The organism is Aliirhizobium smilacinae (assembly GCF_006335145.1).
Taxonomy (GTDB): Bacteria; Pseudomonadota; Alphaproteobacteria; order Rhizobiales; family Rhizobiaceae; genus Neorhizobium; species Neorhizobium smilacinae.
Genome location: NZ_VDMN01000008.1, coordinates 31357 through 55073 on the forward strand (window position 1 = coordinate 31357; position 23717 = coordinate 55073).

21 protein-coding genes are annotated in these 23717 nt (G+C 61.0%); 15 read left to right on the top strand and 6 right to left on the bottom strand.

Annotated features, from left to right (window positions below; all coding sequences use genetic code 11):
- Positions 1 to 2 precede the first annotated feature (2 nt).
- Genes cobN through FHP24_RS25005 form a run of 5 tightly spaced genes read left to right on the top strand, consistent with a single transcriptional unit; the run spans position 3 to position 6895 of the window.
- Entirely contained in the window at positions 3 to 3371 is a 3369-nt protein-coding gene (gene cobN, locus FHP24_RS24985) for a cobaltochelatase subunit CobN (RefSeq protein ID WP_139678966.1), read from the top strand.
- Positions 3368 to 4756, top strand: coding sequence for a precorrin-3B synthase (gene cobG, locus FHP24_RS24990; RefSeq protein WP_139678967.1), 1389 nt, complete (start codon positions 3368 to 3370; stop codon positions 4754 to 4756). The genes cobN and cobG overlap by 4 nt, the downstream gene beginning before the upstream one ends.
- On the top strand, positions 4753 to 5382 hold the full coding sequence (locus tag FHP24_RS24995; RefSeq protein ID WP_139678968.1) for a precorrin-8X methylmutase: 630 nt from the start codon (positions 4753 to 4755) through the stop codon (positions 5380 to 5382). Before cobG ends, FHP24_RS24995 begins: the two co-directional genes overlap by 4 nt.
- Positions 5379 to 6134 carry a precorrin-2 C(20)-methyltransferase gene (locus tag FHP24_RS25000; protein WP_139678969.1) on the top strand — a complete coding sequence of 252 codons (756 nt, stop codon included), beginning with the start codon at positions 5379 to 5381 and terminating at the stop codon, positions 6132 to 6134. The genes FHP24_RS24995 and FHP24_RS25000 overlap by 4 nt, the downstream gene beginning before the upstream one ends.
- Positions 6131 to 6895, top strand: coding sequence for a precorrin-3B C(17)-methyltransferase (locus tag FHP24_RS25005; protein WP_139678970.1), 765 nt, complete (start codon positions 6131 to 6133; stop codon positions 6893 to 6895). The genes FHP24_RS25000 and FHP24_RS25005 overlap by 4 nt, the downstream gene beginning before the upstream one ends.
- Here the strand turns inward: FHP24_RS25005 and FHP24_RS25010 are convergent.
- Positions 6859 to 7626 (bottom strand): cobalt-precorrin-6A reductase, encoded by a 768-nt coding sequence (locus FHP24_RS25010; RefSeq protein ID WP_139678971.1) that lies wholly within the window; start codon positions 7624 to 7626, stop codon positions 6859 to 6861. The genes FHP24_RS25005 and FHP24_RS25010 overlap by 37 nt on opposite strands.
- Position 7627: 1 nt before the next feature.
- Between FHP24_RS25010 and cbiE the strand changes: the two genes are divergently transcribed.
- The 3 genes from cbiE to cobM are packed head-to-tail and all read left to right on the top strand — an operon-like array spanning position 7628 to position 10070.
- The gene (cbiE, locus tag FHP24_RS25015) at positions 7628 to 8878 is read left to right on the top strand and encodes a precorrin-6y C5,15-methyltransferase (decarboxylating) subunit CbiE (protein WP_139678972.1); all 1251 of its coding nucleotides are present in this window, start codon (positions 7628 to 7630) and stop codon (positions 8876 to 8878) included.
- On the top strand, positions 8875 to 9261 hold the full coding sequence (locus FHP24_RS25020) for a cobalamin biosynthesis protein (protein ID WP_139678973.1): 387 nt from the start codon (positions 8875 to 8877) through the stop codon (positions 9259 to 9261). The genes cbiE and FHP24_RS25020 overlap by 4 nt, the downstream gene beginning before the upstream one ends.
- Entirely contained in the window at positions 9258 to 10070 is an 813-nt protein-coding gene (gene cobM, locus FHP24_RS25025) for a precorrin-4 C(11)-methyltransferase (protein ID WP_139678974.1), read from the top strand. The genes FHP24_RS25020 and cobM overlap by 4 nt, the downstream gene beginning before the upstream one ends.
- Here cobM and FHP24_RS25030 read toward each other — a convergent pair.
- Positions 10046 to 11167 (bottom strand): cobalt-precorrin-5B (C(1))-methyltransferase, encoded by a 1122-nt coding sequence (locus FHP24_RS25030; RefSeq protein ID WP_139678975.1) that lies wholly within the window; start codon positions 11165 to 11167, stop codon positions 10046 to 10048. The genes cobM and FHP24_RS25030 overlap by 25 nt on opposite strands.
- 47 nt (positions 11168 to 11214) lie before the next feature.
- Between FHP24_RS25030 and cobA the strand changes: the two genes are divergently transcribed.
- The 3 genes from cobA (at position 11215) to msrA (ending at position 14199) form a co-directional block, all read left to right on the top strand.
- A complete protein-coding gene (gene cobA / locus FHP24_RS25035; protein ID WP_139678976.1) occupies positions 11215 to 12000 on the top strand; it encodes a uroporphyrinogen-III C-methyltransferase in 786 nt (261 codons plus the stop codon).
- The gene (locus FHP24_RS25040) at positions 11997 to 13310 is read left to right on the top strand and encodes a cobyrinate a,c-diamide synthase (RefSeq protein WP_139678977.1); all 1314 of its coding nucleotides are present in this window, start codon (positions 11997 to 11999) and stop codon (positions 13308 to 13310) included. The genes cobA and FHP24_RS25040 overlap by 4 nt, the downstream gene beginning before the upstream one ends.
- 187 nt (positions 13311 to 13497) lie before the next feature.
- Entirely contained in the window at positions 13498 to 14199 is a 702-nt protein-coding gene (gene msrA, locus FHP24_RS25045; protein ID WP_139678978.1) for a peptide-methionine (S)-S-oxide reductase MsrA, read from the top strand.
- 118 nt (positions 14200 to 14317) lie between these two features.
- Here the strand turns inward: msrA and FHP24_RS25050 are convergent, their stop codons facing one another.
- Positions 14318 to 15550, bottom strand: coding sequence for an ROK family transcriptional regulator (locus FHP24_RS25050; RefSeq protein WP_139678979.1), 1233 nt, complete (start codon positions 15548 to 15550; stop codon positions 14318 to 14320).
- A gap of 219 nt (positions 15551 to 15769) precedes the next feature.
- Between FHP24_RS25050 and FHP24_RS25055 the strand changes: the two genes are divergently transcribed.
- From FHP24_RS25055 to FHP24_RS25070, 4 genes are all read left to right on the top strand, one after another.
- Entirely contained in the window at positions 15770 to 16795 is a 1026-nt protein-coding gene (locus FHP24_RS25055; protein WP_139678980.1) for a sugar ABC transporter substrate-binding protein, read from the top strand.
- A gap of 103 nt (positions 16796 to 16898) precedes the next feature.
- The gene (locus FHP24_RS25060; protein ID WP_139678981.1) at positions 16899 to 17978 is read left to right on the top strand and encodes an ABC transporter permease; all 1080 of its coding nucleotides are present in this window, start codon (positions 16899 to 16901) and stop codon (positions 17976 to 17978) included.
- On the top strand, positions 17954 to 18766 hold the full coding sequence (locus tag FHP24_RS25065; RefSeq protein WP_139678982.1) for an ATP-binding cassette domain-containing protein: 813 nt from the start codon (positions 17954 to 17956) through the stop codon (positions 18764 to 18766). Before FHP24_RS25060 ends, FHP24_RS25065 begins: the two co-directional genes overlap by 25 nt.
- Positions 18763 to 19386, top strand: a complete 624-nt coding sequence (locus tag FHP24_RS25070; protein WP_139678983.1) for a nucleoside triphosphate hydrolase — start codon at positions 18763 to 18765, stop codon at positions 19384 to 19386. Before FHP24_RS25065 ends, FHP24_RS25070 begins: the two co-directional genes overlap by 4 nt.
- 610 nt (positions 19387 to 19996) lie before the next feature.
- Here the strand turns inward: FHP24_RS25070 and FHP24_RS25075 are convergent.
- The 3 genes from FHP24_RS25075 to oppB are packed head-to-tail and all read right to left on the bottom strand — an operon-like array spanning position 19997 to position 23658.
- Positions 19997 to 21598, bottom strand: a complete 1602-nt coding sequence (locus FHP24_RS25075; RefSeq protein ID WP_139678984.1) for an ABC transporter ATP-binding protein — start codon at positions 21596 to 21598, stop codon at positions 19997 to 19999.
- A gap of 1 nt (position 21599) precedes the next feature.
- Entirely contained in the window at positions 21600 to 22742 is a 1143-nt protein-coding gene (locus tag FHP24_RS25080; RefSeq protein ID WP_139678985.1) for an ABC transporter permease, read from the bottom strand.
- Entirely contained in the window at positions 22735 to 23658 is a 924-nt protein-coding gene (oppB, locus tag FHP24_RS25085) for an oligopeptide ABC transporter permease OppB (protein ID WP_139678986.1), read from the bottom strand. Before oppB ends, FHP24_RS25080 begins: the two co-directional genes overlap by 8 nt.
- Positions 23659 to 23717: the final 59 nt, after the last annotated feature.

A 23717-nucleotide genomic window follows, 5' to 3' on the forward strand; every position in this document is an offset into this window, starting at 1 on the left:
GGATGCACATACTCGCCACCACATCGTCGTCTCTCGACGACCTGATCGAACCCGTCGACCTTAACCAGTCGCCGGCCGATGTGGTGGTGCTGTCTTTTTCCGGCAGCGACCTGAACGGAATTGCGGCGGCTTGGAGTGCGGCTGAGGACAGTGGTCGGGATGCGGTTGGTGACGGTGGGTTAGATACCCCCCTCTGGCGCGCGGGCCGTTACCCATCCCTCACCCTTACCAACCTCTCCGACCTGCGCCACCCCATGTCCGTCGATCTGTGGCTCGATAAGACGGCGGCGCATGCGAAAATCATCCTTGTGCGCATTCTCGGCGGTTACGATCGCTGGGCCTATGGTGTCGAGGAGCTGTCGCGGCTGGCAAGGCGCAAAAAGATCGCGCTCGTCATGTTGCCCGGCGAATGCAGCATACGCGACGAACGCTTGGCTGCCGCTTCAACGGTTCCCGAGGAGACACTGACCGGCATTCTCGCCTGTTTTCGCGAGGGCGGGCAGGACAATATGCGGCTTCTGGTGCGGCGGCTTGGAGCCCTGGCCAAGGGTGAGACGGATATTCCACCAGCCGCGATACCGATGCCCAAGGCCGGTTTTTATCGTCCGGGTGCTGGCATCGTTGATCTGGAAAACTTGACGACCGGTTTTTCGCCGGACGCACCGCGCCTGCCGATTCTGTTCTACCGGTCCATGCTGCTTGCGAATGACGCGGCACCCATTGATGCGCTGTTCGAAGCGCTCGCAGCGCGTGCCTTTGCCCCCGTACCGGTTTTCGTCAGCGGCCTGAAGGATGCCGAGGCGATTGCTTTCTTCGAAAAGGCGTTGAGCGAACTTCAGCCCGCCGCGATCCTCACCACCACCGCCTTTGCCAGCGGCACGGACGACAATAACGAGACGATCTTCGATCGCTCCGGCATTCCAGTCTTCCAGATCGTCGTCGCAACCACCCGCCGCGAGGGCTGGATGGAGGGCAGGCGCGGGCTGAACCCTGCAGATCTTGCCATGCATGTCGTTCTGCCGGAGCTCGACGGCCGCATTCTGGCCGGCGTTATCTCCTTCAAGCAGGGCGAAAATTCCGCCGATCTCGTCAACCAGCCGGAGCCCGATCGGGTGGAACAGGTGGCGGAGCGGATCGCCGCCTTTCTGCGGATGAAGATGACGGCGCGGGCGGAACGAAAGATCGTCATCCTGATGCCGGATTATCCAAGTGCGCCGGGCCGCACCGGGTATGCCGTCGGGCTGGATGTTCCGCAAAGCGTGCTTGTCATGTTGCGCGAGCTTTCGATAGCCGGCTACTCTGTTTCGAATATTCCGGTAACGGCGCGTGATCTGCTGGATCGCCTGAATGAAAAGTCAGGCGTGCTGCCGATCGAAAACTATCTCGCCGCAACGGGTGCCACGGTCGCCTGGGGTGAGCCGGAAAGCGATGAGGATCTGGAAGACGGCGCATATCGTTTTCGCGCCGCGCAGTTCGGCAATATCACCATGGCACTGGCGCCGGATCGTGGCCGCAACGCCGATCGCCGCGCCGATTATCACAGCCCCGACCTGCCGCCGCGCCACGCGCTGGTGGCGTTCGGCCAATGGATGCGCGGCGTGCTTGGCGCCCATGCGATCGTGCATGTCGGTGCACACGGCACGCTTGAATGGCTGCCGGGCAAGACGGTGGCGCTGTCGAAAGAGTGTTTTCCCGAACTGGTGACCGGTGGCCTGCCGGTAATCTATCCCTTTATCGTCTCCAACCCCGGCGAGGCGGCCGTCGCCAAGCGGCGGATTTCCGCCGTCACCATCGGCCATCTTCCGCCGGTCCTGACCGGTGCCGGCCTTTCGGACGACGGGAAAAAGCTGGAACTACTGGTCGATGAATATGCGCAGGCCGACGGGCTGGACCGCCGCCGCCGCGACCGGCTGGCGAAACTGATCGTCGACGCGGCTCGGGACACCACGATTGCCATCGACGCCGGCGTCTCCCGCGACGACGACCCGGATACGGCACTGGCGCGGATCGATGCCTTCCTCTGCGATCTCAAGGATTTTGCGATCAAGGACGGCCAGCATGTTTTCGGTCAAGCAGCCGAAGGTGACGACGACCCGTTGCGGATCGCCAGTGCAGGTACGGAGAAGCAGGCCCTGCTGGATGCTCTGGATGGCAGTCATATCCGGCCCGGGCCTTCCGGTGCGCCGGCCCGTGGCCGCCGTGATGTGATGCCGACCGGGCGAAATCTGTTTGCCAGCGACCCGCGCACCCTGCCGACACCGACCGCTTTCGAACTGGGCAAACGTGCCGCCGATGAAATCCTGCGCCGCTATCTGCAGGACCACGGCGACTGGCCGAAAAATCTAGTCTTCGATCTCTGGGGCAGTGCATCGCTTCGAAGCGGCGGCGAGGAAGTGGCGCAGGTTCTGGCGCTTATGGGCGCAAGGCCGGTTCAGGATATGGCAACCGGGCGTGTGACCGGCATCGAGGTATTGCCTCCGGCGCAGCTCGGCCGTCCGCGCGTGGACGTGACGCTTCGGATTTCCGGCCTGTTCCGCGACATGTTCCCGGCACTGATCGCGCTTCTCGACGCTGCGATGCGGGCGATTGCGGCGCGCGAGGAAGCGCCGGGCGACAATCCCTTGGCCGAAGAGGCGCAGAAACTGGGTGTGATCCCACCGCGCATTTTCGGCTCGGCGCCTGGAACTTACGGCTCGGGTATTGAGGAAAAGCTCGCCGACGCCTCCTGGGGCGAACGGGAGGAACTCGGACGCATCTATCTCGACGCTACCAGCCACGCCTTTAGCGGCACAAACGGCGAAGCGAGCCATGTGCCCGGCGAATTTGCCGGACGGATTGGCAATGCCGACCTGCTTGTCCATACCGGCGACGATCCCGGCCGCGATCTGCTTGATGGCTCGGCCGACGTCGCCTTCATCGGCGGCTTTTCGGCGGCTGTCGCAGCGCTCGGCGGCAAGGCGGATGTGATCGCGCTCGACACGACCGATCCGGAAAAACCGAAAGCACGCTCGATTTCCGAAGCCGTCACACGGGTGGTGCGTGCACGGGCCACCAATCCGCGCTTCATCGCCGGCCAGATGCGCCACGGACCGCGCGGGGCCGCAGAGCTGGTCGAGACCGTCGATCGGCTGATCGGCTTTGCCGAAACCACTCACGCCATTCCGCAATCGCTGATTGATGCGACCTATGACGCCTATCTGGGCGACGAGACCGTGCGGGAATTTCTTCTGGTGCAGAACCCCGAAGGCGCGCGTTATATGGGCGAACGCTTTCGCTCAGCACTCAATCGTGGCCTCTGGCATCCGCGCCGCAACGCTGTGGATGCGGAGCTCGAAATGCTGGCCGAAGCCTGCCGGAGGGAGGTCGCATGACGGCGCTCCCGCTAAATATGCAGAGAGGCGCCTGCCCGGCGCTTTCGGCCCCAATGATGACCGGCGACGGCCTGCTGGCGCGTATCTCGCTGATCGAGGCGATTTCGCCCGAAGAACTTACGGACATATGTCGGCTGGCGCTGAAGCACGGCAACGGCATGATCGACATTTCCGCCCGCGGCAATCTACAGGTCCGCGGTCTGACGGAAACCTCAGCGCCGCGCCTTGATGCCGAGATAAGGGCGATGAGTCTGCCGTTGCGCGATGGCCTTGCCGTCGAAGTGCCGCCGCTTGCCGGAATGGACGGAAGCGAAATCGCCGATCCCCGACCGCTGGCAGAGGCCATTCGTGAAGCCTCGCGCGGCATCACCGGACTTGCTCCGAAAATGACGGTGGTAGTCGATGGTGGCGGGCTTCTGCGGCTCTCGGATCTGCTTGCGGATATAAGGCTGGTAGCGCTCAGCAAGAGGGAATGGAAACTCCTTCTCGGCGGCACAGAGCAATCTGGATTTCTTTTCAATGTTTTACGTGAAACACTTGTTGTCGACACGGTGATTGAGCTGTTGAAACGGCTGGCAAGCCTTAGAAACAAGGCTCGCGGGCGGGATCTGATTGCCGATCTGGCGGAGAACAAGAAGGCGCCACCTGCTCCGCCGTTATCCTCGGGCCTCTCCCGAGGATCCGCCAGCGTTGAAAAAACCGATCCGTCGCAGATGCTCGGGACAGGCCCGACGATGACGTCCGGAAATGCGGCCTCGCCCTTCGACCTGTTTCCGCTCTCCGACGGCCTCCATGCGGTCGGCATCGGCCCAGCCTTTGGGCAGGCGAACTCCGGAAATCTTATCGCGCTCTGCGATGAAGCTGCTCGCTTGGGAATAAAATCCGCAAAACCGGCGTTTGATCACTCGCTGCTCTTCTTCAGCACGGAGATCGCCTGCCGGGCATTGCGGGATTTCGCCGCAAACAACGGGTTCGTCACCTCCGCCACCGACCCGCGCGGCCATATCGCCGCCTGCTCCGGCAGCCCGGCCTGCAATTCGGCGACGATTGCCACCCACGAGATTGCCGCAACTGCAGCAGCCGAATGCGCCGACCTTCTCGACGGCTCGTTCAAGCTGCATGTGACCGGCTGCCCGAAGGGCTGCGCCCATCCGCAACCGGCAGCGCTTGCACTTTGCGGCACCGCGGATCGCGTTTCACTGATTGCGCAGGGAAAAGCTGCAGACGAACCCTTTGCTTTCTCAAGCTTTGCCGATACCAACGCCACGCTTCGCCGCCTGGCCGATCTCGTCAGATCGGAAAGAAGGCCAAGCGAAAACTCAGCCGCCTGCCTTGCCCGGATCGGTTCCGACCGGCTGGCAGCGGCAGCCACAGGACGACCATGACCCAATACGACTATATCCGCGTCGGCGATGCGATCTACGAAAAGTCATTCGCGATCATTCGCGCGGAAGCCGATCTCTCCGCTTTTACGGAAGAACAGGCCGATATCGCGATACGCATGATCCATGCCTGCGGGCTGGTCGAGGCGGCGGAGCATTTCCGTTTCTCCAGTGATTTCGTCGAGGCGGCCCGCGGAGCGCTGAGGGTCGGAAAGCCGATATATTGCGACGCCGAAATGGTGGCGCATGGCATAACACGCGCTCGTTTGCCGGCCGAAAATCAGGTGATATGTACCCTGCGGGACAGCCGCACCGTGGAGCTGGCGAGGACGATCGGCAATACCCGTTCGGCGGCAGCTCTGGACCTGTGGGACGAGCTGGAAGGCGCAGTCGTCGCCATCGGCAATGCACCGACCGCGCTGTTCCGTCTGCTTGAAATGCTGGATGCCGGCGCACCACGCCCGGCCGCGATCATCGGCATGCCGGTCGGTTTCGTCGGCGCGATGGAAAGCAAGGAAGCGCTGATGCAATCCGTCCACGACATTCCTTATGCCGTCGTGCGCGGCCGCATGGGTGGATCGGCCATGACCGCCGCCGCCGTCAACGCACTTGCGAGGGCCGGACTGTGAACGCGGTCGTCATCAAGGGCAAACTGACCGGCGTCGGCACGGGTCCGGGCGATCCGGAACTGCTGACGCTGAAGGCGGTGCGCGCCATCAATGAAGCCGATGTGATCGCCTTCTTCTGCAAGAAGGGCTCGACCGGCAATGGCCGCGCCATCGTCGAGGCGCATATCCGCGCCGGCACGATCGAACTGCCGCTCGTTTACCCGGTGACGATCGAGACCCACAAGGACGAGGCCGACTACAAGAACCCAATCAACGATTTCTTCGATCGCTCGGCCGAGGAAATCGCCGCCTATCTCGACGCCGGCAAGAATGTTGCCGTGCTGAGCGAAGGCGATCCGCTGTTCTATGGCTCCTACATGCATCTGCATCTGCGGCTGAAGGATCGTTATCAGGCGGACGTAATCGCAGGCGTTACCGCCATGTCCGGCTGCTGGTCGATGACCGGCCTACCCTTGGTCCAGGGCGACGACATATTGAGCGTGCTACCCGGTACGCTGCCGGAGGAAAAACTGGCAGAACGGCTCGCAGTTACGGATGGTGCCGTGATTATGAAGGTTGGCCGTAACTTGCCGAAGATTCGCCGTGCGCTGGCATCCGTCGGAAAACTTTCCGGCGCGCTTTATGTCGAGCGCGGCACAATGGAAAACGGCGCGGCGGAACGGCTGGAAACACGCGACGAAAGCCCGGCACCCTATTTCTCCATCGTGCTTGTTCCCGGCTGGACGACCAGGCCGCAAGGGGAAAAGAAATGACCGGGTCGCTGACCGTTGTCGGCCTCGGCCCCGGCAATCCAGACCAGATAACGCCGGAGGCTTTGGCGGCAGTTACGGCATCGACCGACTTTTTCGGCTATTTCCCGTATATCGATCGTTTAAACCTCAGGCCTGACCAACTCCGGCATGCTTCCGACAACCGCGAGGAACTGGCCCGCGCAAAGGCGGCACTGGAAATGGCGGCGAACGGTGGCAAGGTCTGTGTCGTCTCCGGCGGCGATCCGGGCGTGTTTGCGATGGCGGCGGCCGTCTGCGAAGCGATTGACGATGGCCCGGCCGAATGGCGGGAGATCGAGCTTTCCGTTGTACCCGGCGTGACTGCCATGCTGGCCGTCGCGGCCAAGGCCGGTGCCCCGCTCGGGCATGATTTCTGTGCCATATCGCTTTCAAACAACCTGAAGCCCTGGGCGGTCATCGAAAAGCGTCTCGTGGCCGCGGCGACGGCCGGTTTCGTCATGGCCTTTTACAATCCGATCAGCAAGGCACGTCCGCACCAGCTTGGCGAGGCTTTCGACATTCTGCGCGCCCAACTGCCCGGCACCGTACCGGTGATTTTCGGCCGCGCGGCTGGCCGCCCCGACGAAGCGATCCACATCGTGCCGCTGGCGGAAGCACAAGGGGACATGGCTGACATGGCCACCTGCGTCATCGTCGGTACGGCCGAAACCCGGCAGATAGAACGGATTGGCCAGAGGCCGATCGTTTATTCGCCACGCTTCCTGGCGGAGAGTTCCCAGTGACGCACCATGCCGGCAAGCTCTTCGACGCTTTTTGCCGACGGCACATCCGGCAGGCGGGGACGCTCGATCAGCACGACCTCGATACCGAGACGCCGGGCAGCATTGATCTTGGCTGCGCTGGCGGTACCGCCGCTGTTTTTCGAGACGATCAGATCAATCTCGTGTTGTTTGAGCAGCGCGATCTCGTCAGATTCGGAAAACGGCCCGCGGGCGGTGATATAGGACACATGCGGCAGGTCGAGTGGCGGTTCGACAGGATCGACGCTGCGGACCAGATAACGATGCTGCTTCATGGCCGCGAAGGGCACCAATTCCTGCCGCCCGAGCGTCAGGAACACCCGGCGCGGGGCGATATCGAGTGCTGCGACGGCCGCCGGAATGTCGGCGACTTCCTGCCAGTGATCGCCTTTTTGCCGCGACCATGCGGGACGCCGAAGCGCCAGGATATTCACGCCTGTAGAGATGGCCGCTTCCGCAGCATTGCGGGAAATCCGGGCCGCAAACGGATGCGTCGCATTGATCAGCAGGTCCACACCCTTTTCACGGATGAACGCCGCCAGTCCTTCTGCTCCACCGAAACCACCGATGCGCACCGGCACGGGCTGCTCGGCCGGCGTCTTGGTGCGGCCGGCAAGCGAGAGCAGGATTTCGTAATCGGGGCTCGCCAAAAGCATCGCAGCAAGAGCCTTGGCTTCGGCCGTGCCGCCCAAGATGAGGATGGAGTAAGTCAAATTGCCTCCTGAATCAGAGACAAGAGCTTTAAACCAAAGTCGCTGGCTGTCCATCGTCGGCATCGGTGAGGATGGCGTCAAAGGGCTGGGCGACAATGCCAAAGCCGCGATTGCCGATGCTTCGGTCGTCTTTGGCGGCAAGCGGCATCTGGAACTCGCGGCACCGCTGATAACAGGTGATGCGCGGCCATGGCCGATCCCTTTTGATGCGGCGATGCGCGACGTCGTGGCATTGAGGGGGCAAAAAGTCTGTGTCCTCGCCTCCGGCGATCCCTTCTTTTACGGCGTCGGCGTGAGCCTGTCGCGCCATGTCGGTTCTGACGAATTCACAACGTATCCATCGCCCTCGGCCTTTTCGCTGGCAGCCTCGCGGCTTGGCTGGCCGCTGCAGGATATCGAAACCGTTTCTCTGCACGGTCGATCACTCGACCTGATTCGGCCGCTGCTGCATCCCGGCCGGCGGATCATTGCGCTGACGTCCGACGAAAAAGGTCCGCGGGAACTGGCGGAATTGCTGGCGGAAAGCGGGTTCGGCCGGTCAGAAATGACCATGCTGGAAGCGCTGGGCGGCGAGGCTGAGCGAATTCGCTCCTGCCATGCCGGTGAATTTGCACTGCAGGATATCAATGTCCTCAATGTCGTCGCGGTGGAGGTGACGGCAGATGCCGGTGCGCGTATTTTGCCGCGTGGTTTCGGTCTGGATGACTCCCTCTTCGAGCATGACGGTCAAATCACCAAACGCGAGATTCGCGCCCTGACGCTGTCCTCCCTCAGCCCTCGCCGCGGCGAACTCCTCTGGGATATCGGCGCCGGTTCCGGCTCGATCGGCATCGAATGGATGCTGGCGGATCCGTCGATGAAGGCGATCGCCATCGAAGCCCATCCCGAACGCGCCGCCCGCATCAGGCGCAACGCATCCCGGTTGGGCGTGCCCGGACTGGTTCTTGTTGAAGGCGAGGCACCGGCAGCACTCAATGGCCTGCCGCAACCTGATGCGATCTTTATCGGTGGCGGGGGCAGCGAGCCGGGCGTCTTCGATGCAGCCGTTGAGGCCCTGAAGCCCGGCGGCCGACTGGTCGCCAATGCCGTGACGCTGGAAATGGAAGCCGTTCTGCTTTCGGCACAGGCGAAACTCGGCGGCAGCTTGATCCGCATCGATGTTTCCCGTGCAGCAGCCGTCGGATCGATGCAGGGTTGGAAGCCGGCCATGCCGGTAACGCAATGGACATGGACAAAAGGAATGCAATCATGATCGTGGCTGGTCTCGGCTGCCGCAAGGGCAGCACACGCGAAGAGCTTTTGTCTGCGCTCGATGCCGCCTGCACGGAAGCGGGGATTTCACGTTCATCCATCGCCGCACTCGCAACCGGCGACATCAAGCGGGAAGAACCCGGCATTCTGCAACTGGCGGAAACGCTGGGCCTGCCGCTCCACATCGTCAATGACGACGCATTGATGGATGCTGAACCGCGGACGAAAACCGTTTCCCGCCACAGCCTTGCCAAGACGCTGTCCTCCAGCCTTTCGGAAGCCGCAGCGCTGGCCGTCGCCGGCGAGCGATCGGAAATCATCGTCCCACGACTGATCTCGAAGGGTGCGACCTGCGCGCTTGCTGAAATGAAAGAACCTGCATGACAGTCCATTTCATCGGCGCCGGGCCGGGTGCTGCAGACCTGATCACCGTACGCGGCCGCGACATTCTCGCCCGTTCGCCGGTCTGCCTTTATGCCGGCTCCATCATGCCGAAGGAATTGCTCGACTGGTGCCCGAAGGATGCGCGGATCGTCGATACCGGCTCGCTGTCGCTGGACGAGATCGAGGCGGAATATGTTGCCGCCCATAAGGCTGGCAAGGATGTCGCCCGATTGCATTCCGGCGATCTTTCCGTCTGGAGCGCAGTTGCCGAGCAGATCCGCCGGCTGGACAAGCATGGGATCGATTACACGCTTACGCCAGGTGTCCCCTCGTTCGCTGCAGCGGCCGCGGCGCTGAAGCGCGAATTGACCATCCCGGAAGTGGCGCAAAGCCTTGTGCTCACCCGTGTCTCGGGCCGCGCGTCAAAAATGCCGGAAGGCGAAACGCTGAAGGCTTTCGGCGCGACGGGTGCAACGCTGGCGATCCATCTTGCCATTCATGCGCTCAGCAGGATCGTCGAGGAACTTACGCCGCTTTATGGCGCCGATTGCCCGGTGGCGATCGTCGTGCGCGCCTCCTGGCCGGAAGAACGGATCATTCGCGGCACGCTTGCCGATATCGAAGCGAAGCTTGCCGAAGAACCAGCCGAGCGCACTGCGCTGATCTTTGTCGGCAAGGGATTGGGAGCATCCGATTTCGTCGAGAGCCAGCTATACAATGCCGACTATGTAAGGCGTTTTCGCCCTGGCTGGGATCAGTTGAGCAAGGATCAGACGGACCCAATTCAGGCGGATAAGGGCTCGGAATGATCGGAAGGCGTAAATTCCGTCCTGCCGAGCAACTGGCCCTGCCGGTCGAAGACCAGGATTTCCAGCGCGATGTCCGGATCATGGAGCGCCTTGGCCGCAGTTTTCCAGGCGAGCGCCGCGATGCGGTCACCGAGAGCAAGTCCGCTTTCTCCCGCAAGCTGGAAGGCATGCGACACAGTGTTCGCCGCAGCGATGCGGGCCACCAGATCGGCGCTCGCGCCAGCTTCGGCCGCGACCTTGGCAAGGGCTTCGAGATCGGCCAGCCCGCGCTTGGAATGCACGTCGAGCATACCTTGGGCGAGCTTCGTCATCTTGGCGAGACCACCTGCGATCGTCACTTTCGGCACCGGATGGCTGCGGAGATATTTCAGCATGCCGCCGACGAAATCGCCCATGTCGATCAGCGCGATCTCGGACAGGACATGATGCGCCTGCGCCGCCTTTTCCGACGTGTTGCCGGTGGCACCGGAAATATGGTCGAGGCCGGCCGCGCGGGCGACATCGATTCCGCGCCAGATGGAATGGATCCAAGACGCGCAGGAAAACGGAATAACGATGCCGGTCGTGCCGAGGATCGATATGCCGCCGAGAATTCCGAGCCGGCCGTTGAGAGTCCGCTCGGCAATCTTTTCGCCGTCTGCGACGGAGATCTCGACCTCGAAATCCTCCTCGCCATGGCAGACCTCGCTTATCGCCTGAGCGATCATCTTGCGCGGCACCGGATTGATCGACGGTTCGCCGGGCGGCAACGGCAGGCCGAGCCGGGTCACTGTGCCGACACCCGGTCCCGCCTTGAAGGTGATGCCGGTGCCGGGAGGTCCACGACGCACCGTGCTCATGATAAGCGCGCCGTGGGTTACGTCGGGATCGTCACCGGCATCCTTGACGATGCCTGCCTTGGCAAAGCCGCTGCCCTTTTCCTCGATCGCCAGAGCGAAAGCCGGCCGTTGTCCACCAGGCAAGGTCACATCGACCAAGGCCGGAAATTCACCGGTTATCAGCGCAAGACAGGCTGCCTTGCTGGCCGCCGCCGCACAGGTTCCCGTGGTCCAGCCACGACGCAGGTTCTTGCTTTCTTCTTCAATGGCCGCTTCCATGGCCGTTTCTATAGCCCGACCGCAACCGGCCGGCAAAAGGTTTGCATATGTCCGTGAATGAGTTGTTCGAAACGATCGTCGATGCGCCCGAGTTTACGCCCGGCCATGTCTGGCTTGCAGGCGCCGGGCCGGGCCATCCGCGTTATCTGACGCTGGAAGTTGCCGACGCATTGGCGAAGGCGGATGTGATCGTCCATGACGCACTGGTCTCGGACGCAGTTCTGGCACTGGCGAAAACGAAAGACCTTATCTTCGTCGGAAAGCGAGGCGGCAAACCTTCGGTCGCGCAACACGATATAACCGCCAAGCTGATCGAACTGGCAAAGGCCGGCAAGCGCGTGCTGCGGCTGAAAGGCGGCGATCCTTTCATCTTCGGTCGTGGCGGCGAGGAGGCCGAGGCCCTGGTGAAGGAAAACATCCCCTTCCGGGTGTTGCCCGGCATGACCTCTGCGCTCGCGGCGCTGGCGTCCGCCAACATTCCCGCCACGATGCGCGGCATCAGCCGCTCGATCACGCTGGCAACCGGCCACGCTGCCGGCACGCCGGGCGATCTCGACTGGAAGGCGCTGGCAAAGACCGGCGAACCGATCGTCGTCTACATGGGGGTCAGCACGATCGGCACTATCGCAAGGCTTTTGATGGAAGGCGGTCTCGCTGCGGACACGCCGGTCGCGGTTCTTATGGCGGCAACGACGCCTGACGAACGTTCGATGACGGCAACGCTCGCAACGGTGGAAGCGGAAGTGGAAAGGCAGAATTTTGCCGCACCGGCGCTGATCGTCATCGGCAGGATCGTTTCGATGCAGGCCGTTTTGTCGGGCAAAAGCGCATGACCGCCCGCGCACTGATCATCGGCGCGCCGCGCTCGGGCTCCGGCAAGACCAGCGTGACGATCGGACTGCTGCGTGCCTTCCAGCGCCGCGGTGTGAAGGTACGCGGCATCAAGACAGGCCCGGACTATATCGATCCGGGTTTCCATGAGGCGGCAACCCGCCTGCCTGGCCTCAATCTCGACAGCTGGGCCATGGCGCCCGACCTGCTCAGGCACTTGGCGCGCGAACAGGCCGAGGATGCCGACCTGATCCTGATCGAAAGCGCCATGGGCCTGTTCGACGGCATTGTTACCGAGCCGAACCGTTCCGGCGCGGCATCGGATCTTGCCAGGCTTTTCGGCCTGCCCGTGCTTCTCGTGCTCGACGTCTCCGGCCAGAGCCAAACCGCGGCAGCGATTGCCTGCGGCTTCATGAACTATGATCCGTCAGTAAGAATGGCCTCCTGCGTGCTCAATCGCGCGGGCAGCGAAAGGCACAGGAAGCTTTCCGGAGACGCGATCGAGGCATTGGGGCTTCCTGTCGTCGGCACCGTTCTGCGCGATCCGACGCTGACTTTGCCGGAACGCCATCTCGGCCTCGTACAGGCAAGTGAACATCCGGAAATGGACGCGCATATCGACAGGCTTGCGGATGCGATGGAGCGATCGCTCGATCTCGACGCGATCTTCAAGGCCGCCAAACCCTTCGATATTCCGCAAGGCTCGACCGAGAAGGCACTTTCGCCGCCCGGCCAGCGGATCGCGCTGGCGGAAGACGCGGCCTTTACCTTCCTCTACCCGCATATCAAGCGGCAATGGCGGGCCATGGGCGCAGAGATTATGACCTTCTCGCCGCTTGCCGACGAAGCGCCGCCGGCCGATTGCGACATCTGCTGGCTGCCCGGCGGTTACCCGGAACTTCACGCAGGCAGGCTGGCCGCCGCTCAGAACTTCAAAGCCGGACTGAAAGCTTTCTCCGAAGCCAAGCCCATTCACGGCGAATGCGGCGGCTACATGGTGTTGGGTGAGGCTTTGGAAGATGCCGACGGAGTGACCCATGCCATGACCGGACTGCTCTCCCACGCAACAAGCTTTGCACAACGCAAGATGAATCTCGGTTATCGTCAGGCACGACTTCTCGGCACCTGCGCAATCGGTAGGGTGGGCGACGCGGTGCGTGGCCATGAATTCCACTATGCACGTGTCGTTGACGCCGGCACCGACCAACCTCTTGCCATGATTGCAGACGGCCGCGGCGTCGAAATGGGCCCATCAGGTGGAAAACGAGGGTCTGTGACCGGCACGTTTTTCCATGCAATAGCGCGCGATTAAGCTTCCCGATCGGCAATGGCTGATCGGTGCCTCGGTTCCAGCCGATGACCGAGGGAAACAATCTTCCAAATTGAGCTTCAAGAGATTGATACGCCCGCGATCTCCTGTGACGGCCGGCTCTCTATGCCGATGTGAGTTGACCGGAACGTTAACGGGGAACACAGTCATGACAACCGGAGGAGTTGCCATGACGACATTTACAAGCCGAAGCCTTGGAGCGATGTTGGCGTTACTGCTGTTTGCCGTTCCGGCAACGGCCTCTCTCGCTGCGGAAGCGGCCGTCGTCATCCCGGCTCCATCCGTCGATGAGGCCGCGAAGGGAAACAGCGAAACGGCGGTGTTTGCCGGTGGCTGCTTCTGGGGTATTCAGGCCGTATTCCAGCACGTGAAGGGCGTGAAAAACGCTGTCTCGGGCTATTCCGGCGGAGCCAAGGAGACAGCCAGCTACGAAACGGTCAGCTTGGGCCAGACGGGCCATGCGGAAGCTGTCGAAGTGACCTTCGATCCAAACGAGGTAAGCTACGGCACGCTGCTGCAGATCTTTTTCTCCGTCGCCCACAACCCGACCCAGCTGGACTATCAAGGGCCCGATCAGGGTACCCAGTACCGATCCGCGATCTTCGCTGGAAGCGACGACCAGCGGAAGGTCGCTGCGGCTTATATTGCCCAACTGGACAAGGCCGGGCTGTTTCATGCACCGATCGTGACCAAGCTTTCGAAACTGGATAGCTTTTATCCGGCGGAAAAATACCATCAGGATTTCCTGACGCTGAACCCGGACCATCCCTATATCGTCTACAACGACATGCCGAAGATCGACAATCTGAAAGCCATTTTCCCGGCAACCTTCAGAGCCAATCCCGTTCTGGTTTCAAAGGCGAAGACTTAGGAGGCAAACAGCTCGGTAATCATATGCGACCGCATTGAATTCCATGACGCTCTTGCGGTCTTATCGGAAGTGATGACCGGCCCATATGGCGACAGGCCGAAAATGCGGTAACCGGCGCTTATTCCCCGCTGAAATCCTTCAACAGAACTGACTGATCCGTCAGGTATCGGGCAAAAATTGGCAGGCTGGCGCCGCCGATGGCGCGTGCCTGCGATCCAACCTTGCCCTCGATGATATCGGGAATGACGACACCGCGCAGGTCGAGCCGAGCGACGGCTTCGTTTGTGGCATCGACGATTCGCTGCCTCACCCAAGCCGGAAAACCGCCGTCGATGACGGCCGCACCAAAATCGATGATCGACGCGGCCGCAACGATAGCCTGTGCCAATGCAGCGGCAGCCGCCTGGATCCAGAGTTCCAGCGGTTCGCCGAAATCGACCCAGTCATCAGCCGAATACCAGAGCGGCTGAGGATCGATGCCGCGTTCGCGCAGCATGTTTTCCAGCACGAAGATCGAAGCGATGTCCAGGAGCTGGCGGTTTTCGCCATTCTTTCCCCGCACCGGCAAGGGACCGACTGCGCCGGCCGTGCCTGTGCGTCCGGAAAATATGCTCGAATTCAGCACGATGCCGCCACCGATGAACGAGCCGATGAAAAGATAGATGAAATCCGGATAGATAGGCCCAGCGCCGAATACCAGTTCTGCGCCGCAGGCGCTGGTCGCATCGTTCTGCAGGTAGACGGGATGAGCCACCCGCGCCGTCACTTCGGCATGCAGATCGAACCCGTGCCAGACATCCATCACACCGGATGGTGCACCGATCTCATCCGCCCAGTTCCAGAGCTCGAAAGGCGCCGCGATGCCGACGCCGGCGATACGAGCCTGCTCCTCGACGCTCATCTGGGCTTCGATGTCGGCAATACCAGACGTGATGATCCGAAGGATTTCCTGCGGCAGCGGATAGGCATAGGTCTCGTGATAACGCTGGCGGATATTGCCGACGAAATCCATCAGCACCAGATCGGCGCTGCGGCGGCCAATCTTCACCCCAAAGGAAAGGACGGCATCAGGGTTGAGACGCATCGGGACCGATGGCTGGCCGACACGCCCGCGCAAAGGCTCGCCGCGAAGCAGCAAACCATCCTTCTCCAGGGCGCGCATGATGACCGAGGCCGTCTGTGCAGAGAGACCGCTGAGGCGCGTAATATCCGCTTTCGACAAGGCACCGTGCAACCTTACCAGCGACAGGACAAGCCGCTCGTTATAGGCGCGCACCCGTGTCTGGTTAGAGCCGCCGGAAAAATTCGGCGGAGTGACAGGTCCGGAAGGCGGACCATCCATCATCGACATCCGAACCTCCTCCCGCATGCGATTTCGATCTGTCGTCCGAACATGCAGCCGGATAATAAATAATTCAATCGGAATTAATTATTGACAGACGATTTTCTTTCGCGATTATTGACGATTGTAAGAATGCAGGGATGCCGGAGGAGGCACTGGGGCACGATCCGGCCTGCATTCTCAGCGAACCCGTCCGCAGTGTGCGGACTTCGTCTCTGGGAGGAGATCATGAAAAAATCCGTATTGTCCCTGTCGTTCGGGGCTCTGGCGCTTGGCGTCGTCTTTTCCGCACCGGCTCAGGCCGCCGATGTTTCGGCATGCCTGATCACCAAGACCGATACCAATCCCTTCTTCGTCAAGATGAAGGAAGGCGCGACCGCCAAGGCCAAGGAACTTGGCGTCACGCTGAAATCCTATGCCGGCAAGATCGATGGCGATTCGGAAAGTCAGGTCGCGGCAATCGAGACCTGCATCGCCGATGGCGCCAAGGGTATTCTGATCACCGCATCGGATACCAAGGGCATCGTGCCCAACCTCAAGAAGGCGCGTGATGCGGGCCTGCTGGTGATCGCGCTCGATACACCGCTGGAGCCGATCGACGCTGCCGACATGACCTTTGCCACCGATAACCTGCTTGCCGGCAAATTGATCGGTCAGTGGGCGAAGGATACGCTCGGCGATAAGGCAAAGGATGCCAAGGTGGCCTTCCTCGACCTCACCCCCTCGCAGCCTTCCGTCGATATTCTCCGCGACCAGGGTTTTATGATCGGTTTCGGCATCGACCCGAAGGATCCTAACAAGATCGGCGACGAGGATGACGCGCGTATCGTTGGCCACGACATCACCAACGGCAACGAGGAAGGTGGCCGCACGGCGATGGAGAACCTTCTGCAGAAGGACCCGACCATCAACGTCGTCCACACGATCAACGAACCCGCCGCAGCAGGCGCCTATGAAGCGTTGAAGTCGGTTGGCCGCGAGAAGGACGTGCTGATCGTGTCGGTCGACGGCGGTTGCCCGGGCGTCAAGAACGTCGCCGATGGTGCAATTGGTGCCACCTCACAGCAATACCCGTTGCAGATGGCCTCACTTGGCATCGAAGCAATCAAGAAGTTCGCCGATAGCGGCGAAAAGCCGAAGCCGACCGAAGGCAAGAACTTCTTCGATACCGGCGTCACGCTCGTCACCGACAAGCCTGTCCCGTCGATCAAGTCGATCGACACCAAGGAAGGCCTTGGAAAATGCTGGGGCTGATCTCCTAGAACCACATCCATCTTCCGGCGAAGCATTACTTCGCCGGAAGATTTTACAGCCCCGGTTTCGGCCGGGGCATGAGGAAACGCGGGAGGAGGATTCCATGAGCGAGCCAGTTGCAGGCGCACCGCATCACGACTACGAAAAAGTGCTGAAGGACAGCTCCAAGGATGTCGCATCGTTCGACACCGACAAGCCGTCGGCGTTGCACAAATTCCGCCACTTCCTGCACTCGAACCCGTCCGCCGTGTCTCTCATCGTGCTGGTGGTTTCGCTCACCGTATTCGGGTTGACGCTCGGCGGAAAGTTCTTCTCGGCGTTTTCGCTGACCTTGATCCTGCAGCAGGTGGCCATCACCGGCATTGTCGGGGCCGCCCAGTCGCTCGTTATCATGACCGCCGGCATCGATCTTTCCGTTGGTGCGATCATGGTCCTGTCGTCGGTGGTGATGGGGCAATTCACATTTCGTTACGGACTGCCCCCGGAACTTGCCATTCTCTGTGGTTTCGCAACCGGTGCCCTCTGTGGCTTCATCAACGGCGTACTGATCGCAAGAGTAAAACTGCCGCCCTTCATTGTCACGCTTGGCATGTGGCAGATCGTTCTCGCCAGCAACTTCCTCTACTCGGCGAACGAGACGATCCGCGCCCAGGAAATCGAGGCGACCGCGCCGATTCTGCAATTCTTCGGTGAGACGTTCCGCCTCGGTGGTGCGGTGTTCACCTATGGCGTGATTGCCATGATCGTGCTTGTCGGGGTGCTCTGGTATGTCCTCAATCACACGGCCTGGGGCCGGCATCTCTATGCGGTCGGCGACGACCCGGAAGCGGCCGATCTTTCCGGTGTCAACGTGCAGCGCATGTTGATTTCCGTCTATATGCTGTCCGGCATCATCTGCGCGCTGGCCGGATGGGCGCTGATCGGCCGCATCGGCTCCGTCTCGCCGACGGCTGGCCAGTTTGCCAATATCGAATCGATTACCGCGGTGGTGATCGGCGGCATCTCTCTTTTCGGTGGCCGCGGCTCCATTCTCGGCATGATGTTCGGCGCGCTGATCGTCGGCGTCTTTTCGCTCGGCTTGAGGCTTCTCGGCACCGACGTGCAATGGACCTATCTCCTGATCGGCGTCCTTATCATCGTCGCCGTCGCAGCCGATCAATGGATCAGAAAGGCAGCCCGCTGATGACCGACATACAGACAAGAAAGCCGTTCCTGACCGGCCGTGGCCTGATCAAGCGCTACGGTCGCGTGACCGCCATCGACAATGCCGATTTCGACCTCTATCCGGGCGAAATCCTCGCCGTGATCGGCGACAACGGCGCCGGGAAATCCTCGCTGATCAAGGCGATTTCCGGTGCCATCCGCCCGGACGAGGGCGAGATCCGCATGGATGGCGAACTCGTTCAGTTCGCCTCACCGATCGAAGCGCGAAAGGCCGGTATCGAGACCGTCTACCAGAACCTTGCGCTGTCGCCGGCACTCTCGATTGCCGACAACATGTTCCTCGGCCGCGAGATCCGCAAACCGGGCTTCATGGGCAAGGTTTTGCGCAAGCTCGACCATGCCGCGATGGAAAGGATGGCGCGTGAAAAGCTCTCCGAGCTTGGCCTGATGACCATCCAGAACATCAACCAGGCAGTGGAAACGCTGTCGGGTGGCCAGCGTCAGGGCGTGGCGGTGGCCCGTGCGGCCGCCTTCGGCTCGAAGGTCATCATTCTCGATGAACCGACCGCAGCGCTTGGCGTCAAGGAAAGCCGGCGCGTGCTGGAGCTGATCCTCGACGTTCGCTCGCGCGGTATCCCGATCGTGCTGATTTCCCACAACATGCCGCATGTATTCGAAATCGCTGACCGCATCCATATCCATCGGCTCGGCAAGCGGCTGACCGTGATCAATCCGAAGGATTATACGATGTCGGATGCTGTCGCATTCATGACCGGCGCCAAGGCACCGGAGCCGATTGCCGCATGACACCGACGACCGAAGAAATTGCCCGCACGATCATTGGCCGTGCGGGCAAAAGGCAACGTTTTGTCGTGGCGATCGCAGGCCCACCGGGTGCCGGCAAGTCAACGCTTGCCGACGAGCTGGCGACAGCATTGAAAACGCTCGGTGAAAGCGCCGAAGTTTTGCCGATGGACGGCTTTCACATGGATGACGATGTGCTGCGGGCAAAGGGCCTGCTGGCTCGCAAGGGTGCTCCCGAGACGTTCGACGTCCGTGGATTTCTCGATATCATCCGTGCGGTGAAGACTGCCGGAGAAGAGGTCCTTGTTCCCGTCTTCGACCGTTCACGGGAACTCGCCATCGCCGCGGCGCGTATCATCGACGCCTCAACGCGATTCGTTCTGGTCGAAGGAAACTATGTTCTTCTCGATCAAGCGCCCTGGTCTGCATTGGAGAGAGAATTCGACTACTCCATCCTGATTTCTCCGCCCGTTGCCACACTCGAAGAGCGGCTCATGAACCGCTGGCGCGGTTATGGTTTCAGCGAGGAAGACGCCAGAGCAAAAACCGAGGGAAATGACCTGAAAAATGGTGCCTTGATCCGCGAGCACTGCCGTCTGGCAGATATTGTCCTGACGGATTGAGTCGAATGGCGTGCAACGGGTGCGCGCTCCTCATCCCTGGCCACACGCATATCTCCCTGCAGGTAGAGATTAAACGGCGTAGCTTTGTGAAAAACCCTTAGCGACACAGCCGTGCCCAAAACAAAAAAGCCTGCCGCGGGAGGAGGTACGGCAGGCTTTTCGAAAAGATTTGAACAGCGACTGGGAGGAGGAGTGCCGCTGTTCCTTCAGGCGCCCTTGGGAGGAGGAGTGGGCTACCTGAAACACAGAGCCTTGCGGGAGGAGATGCATCGCTCTGATGTTTCGATTATACAGCGGGACGGGATGTTTAGAAGCGATATTGCTGCAGCGCAGCTATGCACAAAGTACTGAGCTTGACCTGAAGCGCTTACGGGATGCCCACAAATGCGGCATCGCAAGTTTCGTAGAAGCGGTATCCCAGTGGATACTACACAGGAGCTGCCAAATTATGGCGAGGCAGAGGGCCGATCCCTAACGTGATTGATCCCCAACCACGCAGTTTGCGATGAGCCATGCGACCAAATTTGTTTGCAATCCGCGGCATCCAAGCCGGATTTTGAAGAGGCGTAAGATACCCGCCCCTTCAAAATCAACCGGATAAGACAAAAGATCACACGCTGAAAGCAGCGCCGATCAATGCCTTGGTATAGTCGGCCTTAGGCGTCTCGAAGATCGCATCCGTTTCGCCCTGTTCGACGATCTCGCCGTTCTTCATCACGATCACATAATCCGAGATGGCTTTGACCACCGAGAGATCATGACTGATGAACACATAGGAGAGATTATGATCCGCCTGCAGCTTTCGCAGGAGATCGATCACCTGCCCCTGAACCGATCGATCGAGAGCCGAAGTCGGCTCATCGAGGATCACGACCCGAGGTTTGAGGATCATTGCGCGTGCAATTGCGATGCGCTGCCGCTGTCCGCCTGAGAACTCGTGCGGGTAACGGTTACGCGCCTTCGGATCAAGGCCGACTTCCTGAAGTGCCGCGATGGCGCGCCGGTCGCGATCCGCCTTGTTGAGACCTGGCTCATGGACGAGCAGGCCTTCGGTGATGACTTCGCCGACCGTCTGGCGTGGCGAAAGCGAACCATAAGGGTCCTGGAAAACCAGCTGCATCTCTTTGCGCAGCGAACGCATCTGCTTGCGGTCGTGCCACGAGATGTCCTGCTTGCCGAAGCGGTAGGCACCGTCGCTTGGCAGGAGCCTCAGCAGTGCGCGCCCAAGGGTCGACTTGCCGGAGCCGCTCTCGCCAACGACGCCGATCGTCTGGCCTTCGTGCAATCTGATCGTGACGCCATCGACGGCGCGGAAGACCTTCGGGCCCTTGGAAAACAGGCCCTTGCCGATCTGGAAATCGACCGTCACGTCCCGACCTTCCAGAATGATCGGCGCATTTTTCGCCGGCGGCATTTTGCGGCCATGCGGCTCTGCGTCGATCAGCATGCGGGTATAGGACGACGTCGGACTTTCAAAAATCTGCTCGGTCGTGCCCTGCTCCACCACTTCGCCGCGACGCATCACGACGACGCGTTCTGCAAAATGGCGCACGATGCCGAGATCGTGGGTGATCAGGACGATCGCCATGCCGAAACGTTCCTGCAGCGAACGCAGGAGTTTCAGGATCTGTGCCTGGATCGTCACGTCGAGCGCAGTGGTCGGTTCGTCCGCGATCAGCACATCCGGTTCGTTTGCGAGCGCCATGGCGATCATCACGCGCTGGCGCTGCCCGCCGGACAATTCATGCGGATAGCTGTCGATCCGCCGTGCCGGGTCCGGGATGCCGACCAGTTCCAGCAGTTCCAGCACTCGCTGGCGAGCTTCTTTGCGCGAACCGCCGCGGTGATAGAGGATCGGTTCGGCGATCTGCCTTCCGATCGTGTAGAGCGGATCGAGCGAGGTCATAGGCTCCTGAAAGATCATGGTGATCTTGGCGCCGCGTACCTTGTTGAGTTCGGACTTCGGCAGCCCGACCAGCTCCTTGCCGCGATATTTCGCCGAACCACGGACGCTGCCGTTGTTGGCAAGCAAGCCCATGATACCCATCATCGTCTGGCTCTTGCCGGAACCGCTTTCACCGACCACAGCCAGCGTCTCGCCCGCCTTGATGTCGAAGCCGATGCCTTTCACCGCATTGACGGTGCCATCAGGCGTCGAGAAGTCGACTTTCAGATCACGGATGGAGAGAATGTTTTCTTCTGTTCCGATCATATCAACGGTCCTTCGGGTCGAGTGCGTCGCGCAGGCCATCGCCGATGAAATTCAGCGAGAACAGCGTTGCCACGAAGAAGATGGACGGGAAGATCAACAGCCACGGGGCCGACTGGATATTGCTTGCCCCTTCCGAGATCAGCGCTCCCCAACTCGTCAGCGGTGCCTGGACACCGAGGCCGAGGAAGGAGAGGAAGCTTTCGAGCAGGATCACCTTCGGCACCACGACGGTGACGAAGACGATGACCGGGCCGATCGTGTTCGGAATGATATGACGACGGATGATCTGCCAGTCGCTCAATCCGAGCGCCTGTGCGGCACCGACGAACTCTCGGCGTTTCAGTGCCAGCGTCTGCCCGCGCACGATACGCGCCATATCCAGCCATTCCACCGCACCGATGACGAGGAAGATCAGGATGAACGACCGGCCGAAGAAGACGACCAGCACGACAACGAGAAAGACGAAGGGCAGCGAATAGAGGATTTCGACAAACCGCATCATCACATTGTCGACACGGCCACCGAGATAACCCGATGTCGCACCGTACAACACGCCGATACCGAGTGAGACGAGGCTGGCGAGCAGGCCGACCGCGATCGAGATTTGGCCGCCGAGCATGACGCGGGCAAGCATGTCGCGCCCGTTCGGGTCGGTGCCGAAGAAGAAATATTCACGGCTGACATGGCCCTGGACCTTCAGCACCCGGCCGTCATTTTCCGCTGCCACGACTTCGGTATTGTTGAATTCGTTGGCACGATCAAAATAGCGGGTGGCACGCGGATCGATCGGGTTCTCTGCACTCAGCGTCGCGGTAAAGGTCTGCCCCTCGACATTGAATTCATCGAGATTGACGCGCGCACGCGTGGCAACCCCGCGCATCGCATCTTCCAGCGAAGCCTCGTCGGGCCGCGGCTCAAGGCTCGGAGCGACAGTCACATAGGACGAGTAGACCTGATCGTAGCGATGCGGCACGAAAAACGGCCCGAGATACGAAAACAGAGCGATCAGCAGCATCATGACGCAGCCGGCCATTGCTGCCTTGTTACGGCGGAAACGAATGGCGGCAAGCTGGAAAAGGCTGCGGCTTTTGCTGTCCGGGTTTTCCGGCAGCGCGGGTGTCGGGTCAACGATCATATCAGTCATGGCGGACCCTCGGATCGAGCAGGCCGTAAATAAGATCGACCACGAGATTGAAAACGATAACGAAGATGGCGATCAGCACGACCGTGCCCATCACCAGCGTATAGTCACGGTTCAAGGCGCCGAGCACGAAATAGCGGCCAATGCCGGGAATGGTAAAAATCGTCTCGACCACGGCAGAGCCGGTCATCAGCGCTGCGGCACAGGGTGCAAGATAGGAGACAACCGGTAGCAGGGCGCCACGCATCGCATGGGTGATGACGACGATCCGCGGCGGCAGACCATAGGCGCGAGCCGTGCGGATATGGTCGGCATGCAAAGCCTCGATCATTGAACCGCGGGTCAAACGGGCAAAGACGGCAAGCTGCGGCAAAGCCAGTGCGATCATAGGCAGCAGCAGATAGGAGAACGAACCGTCCCCCCAGCCCCCGGCCGGTAGCAGCGACAGAACGATCGCAAAGATCAGCGTCAGGACCGGGCCGACAACAAAATTCGGGATCGTGGTACCGACGGTCGCCAGCGACATGATGGAGAAATCCAGCACGCTGTTCTGCCTCAGCGCCGCGATCGTGCCGAGTGTTACGCCGCCGATCAACGCCAGGAGGAGTGCGTAGAGGCCGAGCTCCATCGAATAGGGCAGGCCCTTGCCGATCAGTTCGGCGACCGTGTTGTCCTTGTAGATGTAGCTCGGGCCGAAATCGCCCTGCACGGCATTGGATATGTAGGTCACATATTGCCGCCACAGGGGCTGGTCCAGCTGATAGGTCCGCATGATGTTTTCCATCGTTGCGGGCGGAAGCGGACGCTCCAGGTTGAAGGGGCCACCCGGAGCAAAACGCATCAGGAAGAAGGAAATGGTGACGACGATAAACAGCGTCGGTACGGCGCTCGCAAGGCGGCGCAGGACAAAAGCCAGCATGCGGGTGTCTCCTGCAAAACGGCGCCCGCGTGTCTGCGGGCGCCGTCTCGGATGGTCGG

Excerpts from the sequence above, each read along its gene's own strand:
- cobN (WP_139678966.1), top strand. The coding sequence starts at position 3 with ATGCACATACTCGCCACCACATCGTCGTCTCTCGACGACCTGATCGAA.
- cobG (WP_139678967.1), top strand. The coding sequence starts at position 3,368 with ATGACGGCGCTCCCGCTAAATATGCAGAGAGGCGCCTGCCCGGCGCTT.
- FHP24_RS24995 (WP_139678968.1), top strand. The coding sequence starts at position 4,753 with ATGACCCAATACGACTATATCCGCGTCGGCGATGCGATCTACGAAAAG.
- FHP24_RS25005 (WP_139678970.1), top strand. The coding sequence starts at position 6,131 with ATGACCGGGTCGCTGACCGTTGTCGGCCTCGGCCCCGGCAATCCAGAC.
- FHP24_RS25020 (WP_139678973.1), top strand. The coding sequence starts at position 8,875 with ATGATCGTGGCTGGTCTCGGCTGCCGCAAGGGCAGCACACGCGAAGAG.
- cobM (WP_139678974.1), top strand. The coding sequence starts at position 9,258 with ATGACAGTCCATTTCATCGGCGCCGGGCCGGGTGCTGCAGACCTGATC.
- FHP24_RS25030 (WP_139678975.1), bottom strand. The coding sequence starts at position 11,167 with ATGGAAGCGGCCATTGAAGAAGAAAGCAAGAACCTGCGTCGTGGCTGG.
- cobA (WP_139678976.1), top strand. The coding sequence starts at position 11,215 with ATGTCCGTGAATGAGTTGTTCGAAACGATCGTCGATGCGCCCGAGTTT.
- FHP24_RS25040 (WP_139678977.1), top strand. The coding sequence starts at position 11,997 with ATGACCGCCCGCGCACTGATCATCGGCGCGCCGCGCTCGGGCTCCGGC.
- msrA (WP_139678978.1), top strand. The coding sequence starts at position 13,498 with ATGACGACATTTACAAGCCGAAGCCTTGGAGCGATGTTGGCGTTACTG.
- FHP24_RS25050 (WP_139678979.1), bottom strand. The coding sequence starts at position 15,550 with ATGTCGATGATGGATGGTCCGCCTTCCGGACCTGTCACTCCGCCGAAT.
- FHP24_RS25055 (WP_139678980.1), top strand. The coding sequence starts at position 15,770 with ATGAAAAAATCCGTATTGTCCCTGTCGTTCGGGGCTCTGGCGCTTGGC.
- FHP24_RS25060 (WP_139678981.1), top strand. The coding sequence starts at position 16,899 with ATGAGCGAGCCAGTTGCAGGCGCACCGCATCACGACTACGAAAAAGTG.
- FHP24_RS25065 (WP_139678982.1), top strand. The coding sequence starts at position 17,954 with ATGGATCAGAAAGGCAGCCCGCTGATGACCGACATACAGACAAGAAAG.
- FHP24_RS25070 (WP_139678983.1), top strand. The coding sequence starts at position 18,763 with ATGACACCGACGACCGAAGAAATTGCCCGCACGATCATTGGCCGTGCG.
- FHP24_RS25075 (WP_139678984.1), bottom strand. The coding sequence starts at position 21,598 with ATGATCGGAACAGAAGAAAACATTCTCTCCATCCGTGATCTGAAAGTC.
- FHP24_RS25080 (WP_139678985.1), bottom strand. The coding sequence starts at position 22,742 with ATGACTGATATGATCGTTGACCCGACACCCGCGCTGCCGGAAAACCCG.
- oppB (WP_139678986.1), bottom strand. The coding sequence starts at position 23,658 with ATGCTGGCTTTTGTCCTGCGCCGCCTTGCGAGCGCCGTACCGACGCTG.